The organism is Massilia sp. R2A-15 (assembly GCF_030704305.1).
Taxonomy (GTDB): domain Bacteria; phylum Pseudomonadota; class Gammaproteobacteria; order Burkholderiales; family Burkholderiaceae_D; genus JAFCUW01.
Genome location: NZ_CP131935.1, coordinates 1,375,153 through 1,389,127, shown reverse-complemented (window position 1 = coordinate 1,389,127; position 13,975 = coordinate 1,375,153). Strand labels below are relative to the sequence as shown.

The following is a 13,975-nucleotide window of genomic DNA, read 5'->3' as shown; positions in this document are numbered from 1 at the left end:
TTCATTCCAAAACGTTGAAACTGATTCAATCGATTACCAGCTAATCAGATCGAATGGTAAACGTTAGGATGGCGCTCCACAAATTTTTCGCAAGGACGCATTCATGTCGCAGAGCCGGATCTTAGTCATTTACGCCCACCGCCGGCCAGCCGCTTCGCGCGTCAACAAGGCCATGGTGCAGGCCGCGGCGAGCCTGCCGAACGTCACGGTCCACGACCTGATGGCGCGCTATCCGGATTATCGGATCGACGTCGAAGCCGAGCAGCAGCTGCTGCGCGAGCACGACGTGATCGTGCTGCAGTTCCCGTTCTACTGGTACAGCACGCCGGCGATCCTGAAGGAATGGCAGGACGCGGTGCTGGCGTACGGCTTCGCGTACGGCAGCAACGGCGACAAGCTGCGCGGCAAGAAGCTGCTGGTGGCGACCACCACCGGCGGCCCCGGCGAGGCGTACCAGGCCGGCGGCTACAACCAATACACGCTCAGCGAGTTGCTGCGCCCGCTGCAGGCGACCGCGAACCTGGCCGGCATGGCGTATCAGCCGGTGTTCTCCACCAGCGGCGTGATCGGGATGGACGACGCGGCGCTCGACAAGGTGGCGACCGCCTACCACCAGCGTCTCGCCGCCCTGTAGCACGCGGACGCGCCGCTTGCGGCTGCGCCTTGCGCGGCGATGCCTAACGGTCGTCGCGCAAGAACGTCGGGGTGCGCGGCAGGCGCAAGGCGACAAGGAATGCGATCGCCATCATCACCGTCACGTACCAGAAGAACGCCGACTCATGCCCCATCGACTTGAGCCCGAGCGCGACATATTCGGCCGATCCGCCGAAGAGCGCGTTGGCGATGGCGTAAGCCAGTCCGACGCCGAGCGCGCGCACCTCGGCCGGGAACATCTCCGCTTTCACGATGCCGCTGATCGACGTGTAGAAGCTGACGATGGCCAGCGCCAGCACGATCAGGAAGAAGGCGACGTAGGGATTGGTCACCTGGTGCAGCGTCATCATGATCGGCACCGTCGAGATCGTGCCGAGGGCGCCGAAAGCCAGCATGTTGTTGCGCCGCCCGATCCGGTCCGACAAGGCGCCGAACACCGGCTGCAGGCACATGTAAGTGAACAAGGCAAAGGTCATCACCGTGCTGGCCGACTTGATCGTCATGCCGGCCGAATTGACCAGGTACTTCTGCATGTAGGTGGTGAACGTATAAAAGATCAGCGAGCCGCCTGCCGTGTAACCGAGCACGGTGAAGAACGCCGCCTTGTGATGCCGGAACAGGCCGCCGATGGTGCCGGCCTCCTGCTTGGCGCGGCTTTCGGCGCTGGCCGATTCCGTCAGGCTGCGGCGCAGGTACAGCGCGACCACGGCCGTCATCGCGCCGATCACGAAGGGAATGCGCCAGCCCCAGGCATGAATCTCATCGCCGCTGAGCGTTTGCTGGAGGACCACCACCACCAGCACCGCGAGCAGCTGGCCGCCGATCAGAGTGACGTACTGGAACGACGAGAAAAAGCCGCGCCGCCCGCGCAGCGCAATCTCGCTCATGTAGGTCGCCGTCGTGCCGTATTCGCCGCCGACCGACAGGCCCTGGAACAGCCGGGCCACGAGCAGCAGGAACGGGGCCCAGGCGCCAATCGTCGCGTACGTCGGCAGGCAGGCGATCAGCAGCGAGCCGCCGCACATCATCGTCACCGAGATCACCATCGACACCTTGCGTCCCTTGCGATCGGCGATGCGCCCGAACAGCCAGCCGCCGATGGGCCGCATCAGGAAGCCGGCGGCGAACACGCCCGCGGTATTGAGCAGCTGCGCGGTCGGGTCCGACTTGGGGAAGAACGCGGACGCAAAATACAGCGCGGTGAACGCATACACATAAAAGTCGAACCATTCGACCAGGTTGCCGGACGACGCGGCCACGATCGAGAAGATGCGATGGCGCGTTTCCTTGGCGGTGTAAGGTGCATCGGCGGCGGCGGCGACGGAAGCGGGCGGGATGCTCATGTTGTTTTTGAGAAAAGTGGATGGGGACAAACCTATTCTACGCCGCGTTGTTCAATATGCATCGCACGCCATGAGCGCGCGTCGATCCCGCTTCACGCATCCTCGACGAACTGCTTGACGAAGTCCAGCGCCGACACGATGCCGACGATTCCCTTGCCGTCCGCAACGACGACGTGGTGTATGCCGCGCGTCACCATGATCCGCGCCACGTCGCTGACCGACGCGTCGGGCGCCACTTCGACCGGCTTGTACGAGCAGATTTCCCAGGCGCGAACCTCGGCGGGATTGCGCTTCTCGTGGCGAAAGTGCGCCAGGTCGCGCGCGCTGATGATGCCGACCAGGGCGCCGCTGCGCTCGGTGACCGGCAGGGCCGACAAATTATTCGCGCGCAGCATTTCATCGACCTGCTGGAGCGTCGCGTCCATGTCGACCGCCATGGCCTGGGTTTGCATCATCGATGCGATCGGCTTGCTCATGTGCTGTTCTCCTCATTGGCTGGCGCATCCCCGCGCGGCGGCCGCCCCAGCCGCTGTTCAACGTCGAGCACCAGCCTGGTGGCCTGGATGATGGTGTCGGGATTGAGGCTGATCGAGTCGATGCCGAGCCGCACCAGGTACTCGGCCACCTCGGGATAATCGGACGGCGCCTGGCCGCAGATGCCGACATGGCGCCCGATGCGCCGTCCGCCCTCGACCGCCTGGCGAATCAGCTCGAGGACGCCGGGATCGCGTTCATCGAAATCGAAGGCGACGATGTCCGAATCGCGGTCCACCCCGAGCACCAGTTGCGTCAGGTCGTTGGAGCCGATCGAGAAGCCGTCGAACAGCCTGGCGAAGGCATCGATCTGGATCACGTTATTCGGGATTTCGCACATCACGTAAATTTCCAGGCCGTCCACGCCGCGCTGCAGGCCGTGGCCGGCCATCGCCGCCAGCACCTGTTCGGCCTCCGCCACCCTGCGGCAGAACGGGATCATCAGCTTGACGTTGGTCAGGCCCATCTCCTGGCGCACCCGCCGCATGGCCAGGCATTCGAGCGCGAAGCCGTCGGCGTAGGCCGGGTGGGTGTAGCGCGCCGCGCCGCGAAAGCCCAGCATGGGATTCTCTTCGCGCGGCTCGAAGCCGGCGCCACCCAGCAGGGTCGCGTATTCATTGGTCTTGAAGTCCGACATGCGCACGATCACCGGCTTCGGATAGAACGCTGCGGCGATCGTGCCGACGCCCTCGGACAACTGGCGCACGAAATAGTCGGCCGGCCGCGCGCACAGGCGGGCCAGGTCGTCGATCGCCGCGCGCGTGGCGGGGTCGGTGACGCGCTCCGGATGCGCCAGCGCCATCGGGTGCGCCTTGATATGTTCGGCAACGATGAATTCCATGCGCGCCAGCCCGACGCCGTCGTTGGGCAGCAGCGAAGTCTTGAACGCCACGTCAGGGTTGCCGATGTTCACCATCAGGTGCGTGCCCGGCCTGGGCAGGCTGGACAGGTCGGTGGTGGTTTTCTGGAACGCGATGCGGCCCGCATACACGCGGCCGGCGTCGCCTTCGGCGCAGGAGACGGTGACCTCGTCGCCGGTGCGGATCGATTCGGTCGCGTTGTCGCAGCCCACCACTGCGGGAATGCCGAGCTCGCGCGCCACGATGGCTGCGTGGCAGGTGCGCCCGCCGCGGTTGGTCACGACGGCCGCGGCGATCTTCATCACCGTGCCCCAGTCCGGCATAGTGGCGTCGGCGACCAGGATTTCGCCGGCCTGGAACTGGTTCAGCTGGGCCACATCGGTAATCACCCGCGCCAGCCCTGATGCGACCCTGGCGCCGACGGCGCGGCCGCGGGCGCGCACTTCTCCCTTTTGATCGAGGCGGTATTCGTCGTAGCTGGTCAGCGATTTCTGCGACGCCACCGTTTCCGGACGCGCTTGCACCATGTAGAGCAGCCCGTCGATGCCGTCCCTGGCCCACTCGATATCCATCGGCGTCGGGTGGCCGGCCCTGGCGCTGTAGTGGTCCTCGATGACGACGGCGGCGTCGGCCAGCGCCAGCACTTCGTCGTCGGACAGGCAGAAGCGGCGCTGGTCCTCCATCGGCGTGGGCACGTTGCGCGTGCTGTCGCCGCCTTCCGCGTCCGCATACACCATCCGGATCTTCTTGCCGCCCAGCGCGCGCCGCAGCACGGTGCGGCGCCCCTGCCGCAAGGTCGGCTTGAAGACATAGAACTCGTCCGGGTCCACCGTGCCCTGGACCACGTTTTCGCCGAGGCCGTAGGCGCCGGTGATGAACACGACGTCGCGAAAGCCGGATTCGGTGTCGAGCGAAAAAATCACGCCGCTCGAGGCCAGGTCGGAGCGCACCATCTTCATCACCCCGACCGACAGGAACACCTTGAAATGGTCGAAGCCGTTTTCCACCCGGTAGCTGATGGCGCGATCCTTGAACAGGCTGGCAAAGCAGCGGCGCACCGCATCAAGCAGGCTGGCCTCGCCGCTGATGTTCAGGTAGGTTTCGTGCTGGCCGGCGAAGCTCGCCGTCGGCAAATCCTCGGCGGTGGCTGAACTGCGCACGGCCACCGTCATCTGGTCGCCGTATTCGGACCGCAGCCGCGCGTAGGCCGATGAGATCGCGTCGATGAGGTCGGGCGGCAGCCCGGCGCCGTACACGATGTCGCGGGCCATGCGGGCGCGCCGCGCGAGGTCGTCGATGTCGGCCACGTCCAGTCCGTCCAGGGCCGCATGCAGCGCGGACCAGGCATCGGCCTGATCGAGCACGTAGCGGTAGGCCGCGGCGGTGACGGCAAACCCGTTCGGCACCCTGACGCCTTTGGCCGTCAGCTCGCGATACATTTCGCCCAGCGAGGCATTCTTGCCGCCGACCAGGGCCACATCGGCATTGCCCAGTTCCGAGAACCACCGGATGTAGGGTTGGTCTGCGTTCATCATCGATGCCCCGGTTCGCCACAACCCTGGTTGGACAGGATTTTCAAGCGAAAGTTTTGGCGGGCAGGAACGACGCAGGCACCATGTTTGAGCGATCGCAAGGCGCGAGCGCTCAGTTCAGGCCATCCGGGCGAATTACGCGCGCTTGTGAGATTCTGATGCAACCGACAGCTACGCCACGTCGATCTCGCGGAGCACGCCATGAACACTGCAAGAATCACCTCCTGGATGGATGCGGCGCAGCCCATCCTGGTGGCGTTCGGACTCAAGGTATTGGGGGCGATCGCGGTGTTCGTCGTCGGCCGCTGGCTGATCGGCCTGGTGACGAAGCTCGTTGCCGCCGGCATGTCGCGCCAGCGCATCGACCCCACCGTCCAACGCTACCTGGTGAGCTTCATCACGGTCGCGCTGAACATCATCCTGGTGGTCGCGATTCTCGGCTACTTCGGCGTGGAAACCACCTCGTTCGCCGCCCTGGTGGCCGGCGCCGGCGTGGCGATCGGCGCCGCGTGGAGCGGCTTGCTGGGCAACTTCGCCGCGGGCATATTCCTGCTGGTGCTGCGCCCTTACCAGGTGGACGATTACGTGATGATCGGCGGAATCGAAGGCACGGTACTGGAACTGGGCTTGTTCGGCACCACGATCAACACGCCCGACAACGTCAGGACCATCGTCGGCAACGGCAAGATCATGGGCAGCGACATCAAGAACTACTCGGCCCATCCCTTTCGGCGGGTGGACCTGGTGGCCCAATTGGCGGGCAGCGCCGACGTACAGAAAGCGATCGCGCTGCTGAAGGCGGCGCTGGCGACGGTCGCCAACACCACCGCGACGCCCACAGCCGATGTGGCGATCCTGGAATTCAATGAGTTCGGCCCCAAGCTGTCGGTGCGGCCGTATTGCCATACCAGCCACTATTGGCAAGTGTATTTCGATACCAACAGAATGATCGCCGACACGCTGGGCGCGGCTGGCTTTCCGGTCGCCACTCACCCGGTCAAGATCTATCCGGTGGAGGCCGCGGCGCGTGCCGCGCCCGCTCACCTGCAGGAGAACATTCCATGAACAGCGACGAACTCATGTCGGTGGCGCAGTCCATCGTGGCGGCGGACAAGGGCGTGCTGGCCGCCGACGAAAGCGGTCCGACCATCAAGAAGCGCTTCGACGCGGTCGGCGTCGAGTCCACCGAGGAAAACCGCCGGCGCTACCGCGAGCTGCTGTTCACCACCGAAGGCATCGAGTCGGCGATCGGCGGCGTGATCCTCTACGATGAAACGCTGCGCCAGGCAGGCGCCGACGGCACACCCTTCGCCACGCTGCTGGCGGGGCGCGGCATCAGCCCCGGCATCAAGGTGGACCAGGGCGCCAAGGCGCTGGCGCTCTACCCCGGCGACAAGGTCACCGCGGGCCTGGACGGCTTGCGCGAACGCCTGGCCGAGTACAAGCAGCTCGGCGCGCAGTTCGCCAAGTGGCGCGCGGTGATCGACATCGACGAGCGTGACATCCCGAGCCGCTACGCCGTCCAGGCCAACGCCCACGCGCTGGCGCGCTATGCCGCCCTGTGCCAGGAGGCGGGCCTGGTGCCGATCGTGGAGCCCGAGGTGCTGATGGACGGCGCGCATGACATCGAGCGCTGCGAAGCGGTGACGTCGCAGGTGCTGCAAGCGGTGTTCGCCGAACTGGACGCGCATCGCGTGCTGCTCGAAGGCATGCTGCTCAAGCCGAACATGGTCATCGCCGGCATGAAATGCGCGCGCCAGGCCGATGCGCGGCAGGTCGCCGAGGCCACGCTGCGCTGCCTGCGGCGCCATGTGCCGGCGGCGGTGCCCGGCATCGTGTTCCTGTCGGGCGGCCAGAGCGCGGAAGAAGCCACCGCCAACCTGAACGAGATGAACAAGATGGGGCCGCATCCGTGGCAGGTCAGCTTTTCGTATGGACGGGCGCTGCAGGCGCCGGTGCTGGCCGCGTGGAAGGGACAGGAAAGCAACGCGCCAGCGGCGCAGGCGGCGCTGGCAAAGCGCTGCCGCCTGAACCGGCTGGCGCGCACGGGCGACTACGCACCGGACCTGGAGGCGCTCGACTGAACGTCCGCGCCGCCCCGCCGGCAATCGATTCGATCGCGTTTACAAATAGTCCAGACAGGATCACCATGAGTCCGGGCATTGGTACTGTTTTGGAGACGCTATGTTTGACTACATCATCGTGGGGGGCGGTTCCGCCGGTTGCGTGCTGGCCAACCGGCTCTCGGCCGATCCGGCCGTGCGCGTGTGCCTGCTCGAAGCCGGCCCCGCGGACAGCAGCCCGTTCATCCGGGTGCCGCTTGGCATCGTCGGCCTGATGATGAGCAAGAAGCTCAATTGGCAGTACTTCACTGAGCCGCAGCAGCAACTGGGCGGTCGCCGCCTGTTCTGGCCGCGCGGCAAAACGCTGGGCGGCAGCAGCTCCACCAACGCAATGATCTACACGCGCGGCAACCGCGCCGACTACGACCACTGGGCCGCGCTGGGCAATCCCGGCTGGGGTTTCGACGACGTGCTGCCGCTGTTCCTGCGCAGCGAGCACCACGAGGACGGCGCCTCGCCCCTGCACGGCAGCGGCGGCCCGCTCAACGTGGCGCCGCTGCGCTCGCCCAACGTGCTCTCTCGGGCGTTCATTGACGCCGCCATGCAGGCCGGCTTCCCGTTCAACGCCGATTTCAACGGCCCCGAACAGGAGGGCGTGAACTGCTACGAAGTCACCCAGAAGAACGGCGAACGCTGGAGCGCCGCGCGCGCTTACCTGCATCCCGCCCTCGCCCGCCCCAACCTGACGGTGCTGACCGGCGCGCTGGCCGAGCGCGTGCTGTTCGACGGCAAGCGCGCCACCGGCGTCGCATACCGGCGCGGCGGCACGGTGGCCAGCATCGCCGCCAGCCGCGAAGTGCTGCTGGCCGGAGGCGCCATCAATTCCCCGCAGTTGCTGATGCTCTCCGGGATCGGCGAGCCGCAGGAACTGGCGCGCCACGGCATCGCGCTGCGCCACGCACTGCCCGGCGTCGGCCGCAACCTGCAGGACCACCTCGACGTGCTGGTGGTGCAGCGCTGCCGCCTGCCGGTGTCGCTCGGCCTGTCGCTGCGCACCCTGCCGGCCCAGGTAAAGCGCCTCTACGACTACATCGTGCACCGCTCCGGCGCGTTGACCAGTAATTCGGCCGAGGCGGGCGGCTTCGTCAAGAGCCGAGCGCAGCAGGAGCTGCCCGACATCCAGTTTCATTTCACCCCGGCGCGCCTCGACGGCCACGCGCGCACCCTGCGCAGCGCCGCTTTCACGCTGTGGGGCCACGGCTACGCGCTGCACGCCTGCCCGCTGCGCCCCGCCAGCCGCGGCCGCATCACGCTGCGCAGCGCCGATCCGGCCGCAGCGCCTTTGATCGATCCGAACTACCTGTCCGAGCGGGCCGACCTGGAGGCGATGATCGACTGCGTGCGCGCGGCGCGCCGGGTGCTGGCCGCAGCGCCCTTCGATCCGTTCCGCGGCGCGGAGATTTTTCCCGGCAGCGAAGTCCAGAGCGACGCCGAAATCGAAGCGTTCATCCGGCGGAAGGCCGAAACCATCTACCACCCGGTCGGCACCTGCAAGATGGGCGCCGACCCGATGGCGGTGGTGGACCACCGGCTCAAGGTCCACGGCGTCGAAGGCCTGCGCGTCATCGATGCCTCCATCATGCCGACCCTCATTGCCGGCAACACCAACGCGCCGACCATGATGATTGCCGAAAAAGGCGCCGACATGATCCTCTCCACCCTGGGCGCGGCGCACCAGGACGCGGCCGTGGCGGCGCCCCAGCACTGACCGAGGAAGATCCATCATGCGCTACTTCGTCACGGGAGCGACCGGTTTCATCGGCAAGCGCCTGGTGCGCAAGCTGCTTGCCGCGCCCGGCAACACGGTGTGGTTTCTGGCGCGCGAGGGCAGCGCCGGCAAACTGGCGTCGGCGCAGGCCTTCTGGGGCGCCGGCTCGGCGCGCGCGACCCCGGTGTTCGGCGACCTGCTGCAGCCCCTGCTCGGCGTATCCGACGCCGAACGCGCGGCGCTGGCCGGCCAGGTCGATCACTTCTTCCACCTGGCCGCCGTGTACGATCTGCGCGCCGGCGCCGAACAGCAGGTCGCGGCCAACGTCGAGGGCACCGGCAACGCGGTAGACCTGGCCGCAGCGCTGGGCGCCGGATGCTTCCACCACATCAGCTCCGTGGCCGCCGCCGGCCTGTACGAAGGCACTTTTCGCGAGGACATGTTCGGCGAGGCCGAACAGCTGTGGCATCCGTATTTCGCCACCAAGCACGAAGGCGAAAAAATCGTGCGCGAGCGCTGCGCCGTGCCGTGGCGCGTGTACCGGCCCGGCCTGGTCATGGGCGACTCCCGCAGCGGGGAGGCCGACAAGCCGGACGGTCCCTACTACTTTTTCAAGCTGATCCAGCGCATCCGCGGCCTGCTGCCGCCGTGGATGCCCGCCATCGGCATCGAGGGCGGACGCGTCAACATCGTGCCGGTCGATTACGTCGTCGATGCGCTCGCCTTCATCGCGCACCGGCCCGGGCTGGACGGCCAGTGCTTCCACCTGACCGATCCGGTCTCGCACCGCGTGGGCGAGGTACTCGACCTGTTCGCCCGTGCCGCGCATGCCCCGCCGATGCGCCTGCGCGTCAACGCCGCCCTGCTCGGCCTGCTGCCGGCATGGCTGCGCAACGCCATCAGCGCGCTGCAGCCGGTGCGCCGGCTGCACCAGGCGCTGATGGAAGACCTCGGCCTGCCCGAAGGGATCCTGCAGCTGGTGAACTGGCCGACACGCTTCGACAACCGCGCGGCCGCGGCGGCGCTGGAAGGCAGCGGCATCGCCTGCCCGCCGCTGGAACAGTACGCCGCGCCAGTCTGGGACTACTGGGAGCGCCATCTCGACCCTGCGCTGCACATCGAGCGCAGCCTGCGCGCGCGCGTGGCCGGCAAGGTCGTGCTGGTGACCGGCGGATCGTCCGGCATCGGCCTGGCCACCGCGCAGCGGCTCGCCGAAGCCGGCGCCACCACCCTGATCTGCGGGCGCGACGAAGCGAAGCTGGCGGCGGCGCGCGCCCAGATCCAGGCGCGCGGCTTCGATGTGGCCACCTATCGCGCCGACCTGTCCGACACGGCCGACAGCTTGCGCTTCGTGCAGGTGCTGCTGGCCGAGCACGGCCGCGTGGATGTACTGGTCAACAACGCCGGCCGCTCGATCCGGCGCGCGGTCGAGGAAAGCTACGACCGCCTGCACGATTTCGAGCGCATGATGCAGCTTAATTATTTCGGCGCCCTGCGCGTCACCCTGGGACTGCTGCCTGCCATGGCGGCGCAGCGCAGCGGCCACGTCGTCAACATCTCCTCAATCGGCGTGCTGACCAACGCGCCGCGCTTTTCCGGCTACGTCGCCTCCAAGGCCGCCCTGGAAGCGTGGTCCTACTGCGCCGCCGCCGAATACGCCGACCTGGGCGTCGCCTTCACCACCATCAACATGCCGCTGGTGCGCACGCCGATGATCGCCCCCACCAAGGCCTACCGCGACGCGCCGGCGCTCACGCCCGACGCCGCCGCCGGGCTGGTGGTGCAGGCTATCGTCAACACGCCGGCGCGCATCGCCACCGACGTCGGCATGTTCGGCCTGGGCATGCAGCTGGCGGCGCCGCACATGGCCCAGATCATCATGAACACCGCCTACCGCCTGTCGGCCGAGCCGGAGGGCGCCGATGCCAGGGGCGCGCCGCCGGCCTCACCCGAACTGCGCGCCATGCAGCACCTGCTGCACGGCGTCCACCTCTGATGTCCCAATCGTTCGCGCCGCGCGAGCCGATGTCGGTGATCGACGCGGCCTGGCTGCGCATGGACCGGCCCACCAACCTGATGATGATCTGCGGGATGATGCTGTTCGAGCGCCGCCTCGACCTGCGCGCGCTGCGCGAGGTGATCGCGGCGCGCATGCTGTGCTTCCACCGCTTCCGCCAGCGCGTGGCCGGCCCGGCCGAGGCGCCGTACTGGGAAAACGATCCGCAGTTCGACCTGGAGTGGCACGTGCGCCGCGTCGCCCTGCCGGCCGGCCGCGGCGCGCTGGAGGAACTGGCGGGCGACCTGGCCAGCACCGCGCTCGACCCGCGCAAGCCGATGTGGCAGTTCCACCTCGCCCAGGGCGCCCGCGCCAGCGCGCTGATCCTGCGCATCCACCACTGCTACGGCGACGGCTTCGCCCTGCTGCACGTGGTCGACGCCATCACCGATCTCGATCCGGCGCATCCGCGCGCGCCGCTGGCCGACCTGGCGCCGGCGCCGCCGCGCAGCGCGTGGGAGCGCATCTTCGGCGTCGTCACCGAAACGGCGGGCGACGCGCTGCGCACGACGCTGGGCGCGGCCGGCACGGGCGCGGCCCTGCTGTCCTCGCCGCGCAGCGCCCTCGCGGCCGCCGCCGGCGCGGCCGACCTGCTGCACCAGGCCGGCGTGATCGCCAACATGACGCCCGATTCGGCGACCAGCCTGAAGGGCGAACTGGGCGTGACGAAGCGGGTGGCGTGGGCCGAGCCGCTCGCGCTCGACGACGTCAAGGCCGTCTGCGGCGTGCTCGGATGCAGCGTCAACGACCTGCTGGTCGCCTGCATCGCCGGCGCCCTGCGCTCCTGGATGCAGGACCGCGGCGAGCCGGTGGACGGCGTCGAACTGCGCGCGCTGGTGCCGGTCAACCTGCGCCCGCCCGGCCCCGTGACCGAACTGGGCAACCACTTCGGCATGGTTTTCCTCGCCCTGCCCGTCGGAATCGCCGATCCGCTGGAACGGGTGGCCGAGGTGCGGCGCCGCATGGCTGAACTGAAGCACTCGCAGCAGCCGCTGGTCGCCCTCGGCATCCTCGCCGGCATGGGCGTGGCGCCGGAATTTTTAAAGGAACGCGTGCTCGAGACGCTGGCCGCCAACGCCAGCGTGATCGTCACCAACGTGCGCGGCGCGGAGCAGCCGCGCTACCTTGCCGGCCAGCGCATCGCGCGGCAGATGTTCTGGGTGCCGCAGTCGGGCGGCATCGGGCTGGGCGTGAGCATCCTCAGCTACGACGGCCAGGTCAGTTTCGGCGTCATCGCCGACGCGCGCCGCATCGCCGACCCGGCCGATCTGCCGCCGCGCTACGCCGCGGAGTTCGAGGCCTTGCTGCTGCACGCGCTGATGCTGCCTTGGCCCGTCTCAACTTGATGCACATCAAATGCGCTTTACCCTTGCCGCCGTAGTATCTATAAACGGGCCTGCTCGCGCCGCCAATACGCGCGGCATTGTCAGGCCCGCCTGCCTTCGCACAATGAGGCCCGGCATGCAACGACACTGGCTCAGTAGTTACCCCCCCGGCATCCCGTCCGATGTCGATGTCGGCAAGTTCGCCTCGTTCAACGCTTTGCTCGCCTGGATCGCCGACCGCTACGGCGCCCAGCCCGCGTTCAGCAACCAGGGCGCCACCCTGAGCTGGCACGAGCTGGCCCGCCTGTCCGCCCAGTTCGCCGCCTACCTGCAGCAAGTGGCGGGCCTGGGCCGCGGCGACCGCATCGCACTGATGCTGCCCAACCTGCTGCAATACCCGGTGGCCCTGTTCGGCGCCTTCCAGGCCGGCTGCACCGTCGTCAACGTCAATCCCCAGTACACGCCGCGCGAGCTGCAGCACCAGCTGGCCGATTCCGGCGCGCGCGCAATCGTCGTTCTCGACAATTTCGCGCACACGCTGGAGCAGGTGCTGCCGCTCACGCCGGTCCATCACGTCATCACCACCGCGGTCGGCGACCTGCTGCCCTTTCCGAAGGCGCAGATCGTGGACCTGGTCGTCAAGCATGTGCGCCACATGGTTCCGGCATGGCACATCGGCGGCGCGGTCTCGCTGCACGACGCGCTCAAGGCCGGCAAGGACCTTGCGCTGGTCGACGTGCACCTGAACGCGGCCGACATCGCGTTCCTGCAATACACCGGCGGCACCACGGGAGTGCCAAAAGGCGCCATCCTCACGCACGGCAATGTGCTGGCGAACGTCGAGCAGACCGCCGCCTGGGTGCAGGGCTTCCTGGAAGAAGGGAAGGAGACGGCGATCATCCCGCTGCCCCTTTACCACGTGTTCGCGCTCACCGCCACGCTCACCTTCTGCCGGCTGGGCGCGCACATCGTGCTGGTCACCGACCCGCGCGACATCGGCGGCCTGATCAAGCTGCTGCGGCACACGCCGTTCAACGTCATCATCGGCGTCAACACCTTGTTCAACGCGCTGCTGGAAGCGCCCGAAATCAGCCAGGTGCATCCGGCCGGCATGAAACTGGCGGTGGCCGGCGGCATGGCGGTGCAGCGCGCGGTGGCCGAGCGCTGGCAGGCGGTATTCGGCGTGCCGCTGCTCGAAGGCTACGGCCTGACGGAAACCTCGCCCATCGTGTGCGCCAACCCGCCCAACCTGGCGCAGTTCTCGGGCGCCGTCGGGCTGCCGCTGCCCTCGACCGAAGTGGCGATTTTCGATGAGGCCGACCGCGAACTGGGGCCCGGCGAAACCGGCGAAATCTGCGTGCGCGGTCCGCAAGTGATGCAAGGCTACTGGAACATGCCCGATGAGACCGAGCGCGCGCTCACCGCCGATGGCTGGCTGCGCACCGGCGACATCGGCGTGATCGACGAACGCGGCTACGTCAGGCTGATCGACCGCAAGAAGGACATGATCGTCGTGTCCGGGTTCAAGGTCTATCCGAACGAAGTGGAACAGGTGGTCGGGCTGCATCCTGGCGTGTTCGAAGTGGCGGCGATCCGTGCGCCGGACGAGCACTCCGACGAAGTGGTGAAGATCGTCGTGGTGCGGCGCGACCCGGAGCTGACGGCCGAAGCGCTGCTGGCCTATTGCAGGAAATCGCTGAGCGCCTACAAGGTGCCGAAGTACGTGGTGTTTCGCGACGAGCCGCTGCCGAAGTCAAACATCGGCAAGATCTTGCGGAGAGTGGTAATGGAGGAAGAGGCGCAACGCAGCGCCGGGCCGGTGGCGGCCGGCTGAAGCCGG

The 13,975-nt window shown here is 67.7% G+C and carries 10 protein-coding genes; 7 read left to right on the top strand and 3 right to left on the bottom strand.

The features are described 5' to 3' along the window. The first annotated feature begins 103 nt into the window (after positions 1 to 103). Entirely contained in the window at positions 104 to 634 is a 531-nt protein-coding gene (locus tag Q4S45_RS06340; protein WP_305510191.1) for an NAD(P)H-dependent oxidoreductase, read from the top strand. Between the two features lie 43 nt (positions 635 to 677). Here the strand turns inward: Q4S45_RS06340 and Q4S45_RS06335 are convergent, their stop codons facing one another. From Q4S45_RS06335 to ppsA, 3 genes are all read right to left on the bottom strand, one after another. Then, a complete protein-coding gene (locus Q4S45_RS06335; RefSeq protein WP_305510189.1) occupies positions 678 to 1,997 on the bottom strand; it encodes an MFS family transporter in 1,320 nt (439 codons plus the stop codon). A gap of 92 nt (positions 1,998 to 2,089) precedes the next feature. Next, a complete protein-coding gene (locus Q4S45_RS06330; RefSeq protein ID WP_305510187.1) occupies positions 2,090 to 2,473 on the bottom strand; it encodes a cyclic nucleotide-binding/CBS domain-containing protein in 384 nt (127 codons plus the stop codon). Then, positions 2,470 to 4,923 (bottom strand): phosphoenolpyruvate synthase, encoded by a 2,454-nt coding sequence (gene ppsA, locus Q4S45_RS06325; RefSeq protein WP_305512062.1) that lies wholly within the window; start codon positions 4,921 to 4,923, stop codon positions 2,470 to 2,472. The genes Q4S45_RS06330 and ppsA overlap by 4 nt, the downstream gene beginning before the upstream one ends. A 201-nt stretch (positions 4,924 to 5,124) precedes the next feature. On the opposite strand from ppsA, the gene Q4S45_RS06320 reads away from it, so the two are divergent. From Q4S45_RS06320 to Q4S45_RS06295, 6 genes are all read left to right on the top strand, one after another. Beyond that, a complete protein-coding gene (locus tag Q4S45_RS06320) occupies positions 5,125 to 5,988 on the top strand; it encodes a mechanosensitive ion channel family protein (protein ID WP_305510185.1) in 864 nt (287 codons plus the stop codon). Continuing rightward, entirely contained in the window at positions 5,985 to 7,007 is a 1,023-nt protein-coding gene (locus tag Q4S45_RS06315) for a class I fructose-bisphosphate aldolase (protein ID WP_305510183.1), read from the top strand. The genes Q4S45_RS06320 and Q4S45_RS06315 overlap by 4 nt, the downstream gene beginning before the upstream one ends. A gap of 100 nt (positions 7,008 to 7,107) precedes the next feature. Continuing rightward, the gene (locus tag Q4S45_RS06310; protein ID WP_305510181.1) at positions 7,108 to 8,754 is read left to right on the top strand and encodes a GMC family oxidoreductase; all 1,647 of its coding nucleotides are present in this window, start codon (positions 7,108 to 7,110) and stop codon (positions 8,752 to 8,754) included. Between the two features lie 16 nt (positions 8,755 to 8,770). Beyond that, a complete protein-coding gene (locus Q4S45_RS06305) occupies positions 8,771 to 10,750 on the top strand; it encodes an SDR family oxidoreductase (RefSeq protein ID WP_305510179.1) in 1,980 nt (659 codons plus the stop codon). Further along, complete coding sequence (locus Q4S45_RS06300; protein ID WP_305510178.1) at positions 10,750 to 12,156, top strand: wax ester/triacylglycerol synthase family O-acyltransferase; 1,407 nt, start codon at positions 10,750 to 10,752, stop codon at positions 12,154 to 12,156. The genes Q4S45_RS06305 and Q4S45_RS06300 overlap by 1 nt, the downstream gene beginning before the upstream one ends. Before the next feature lie 115 nt (positions 12,157 to 12,271). Beyond that, on the top strand, positions 12,272 to 13,969 hold the full coding sequence (locus tag Q4S45_RS06295) for an AMP-binding protein (protein WP_305510177.1): 1,698 nt from the start codon (positions 12,272 to 12,274) through the stop codon (positions 13,967 to 13,969). The last annotated feature ends 6 nt before the right edge of the window (positions 13,970 to 13,975 follow it).

Coding starts and splice junctions, on each gene's coding strand:
- Q4S45_RS06335 (WP_305510189.1), bottom strand. CDS start 1,997: ATGAGCATCCCGCCCGCTTCCGTCGCCGCCGCCGCCGATGCACCTTAC.
- Q4S45_RS06340 (WP_305510191.1), top strand. CDS start 104: ATGTCGCAGAGCCGGATCTTAGTCATTTACGCCCACCGCCGGCCAGCC.
- Q4S45_RS06315 (WP_305510183.1), top strand. CDS start 5,985: ATGAACAGCGACGAACTCATGTCGGTGGCGCAGTCCATCGTGGCGGCG.
- ppsA (WP_305512062.1), bottom strand. CDS start 4,923: ATGAACGCAGACCAACCCTACATCCGGTGGTTCTCGGAACTGGGCAAT.
- Q4S45_RS06320 (WP_305510185.1), top strand. CDS start 5,125: ATGAACACTGCAAGAATCACCTCCTGGATGGATGCGGCGCAGCCCATC.
- Q4S45_RS06330 (WP_305510187.1), bottom strand. CDS start 2,473: ATGAGCAAGCCGATCGCATCGATGATGCAAACCCAGGCCATGGCGGTC.
- Q4S45_RS06310 (WP_305510181.1), top strand. CDS start 7,108: ATGTTTGACTACATCATCGTGGGGGGCGGTTCCGCCGGTTGCGTGCTG.
- Q4S45_RS06295 (WP_305510177.1), top strand. CDS start 12,272: ATGCAACGACACTGGCTCAGTAGTTACCCCCCCGGCATCCCGTCCGAT.
- Q4S45_RS06300 (WP_305510178.1), top strand. CDS start 10,750: ATGTCCCAATCGTTCGCGCCGCGCGAGCCGATGTCGGTGATCGACGCG.
- Q4S45_RS06305 (WP_305510179.1), top strand. CDS start 8,771: ATGCGCTACTTCGTCACGGGAGCGACCGGTTTCATCGGCAAGCGCCTG.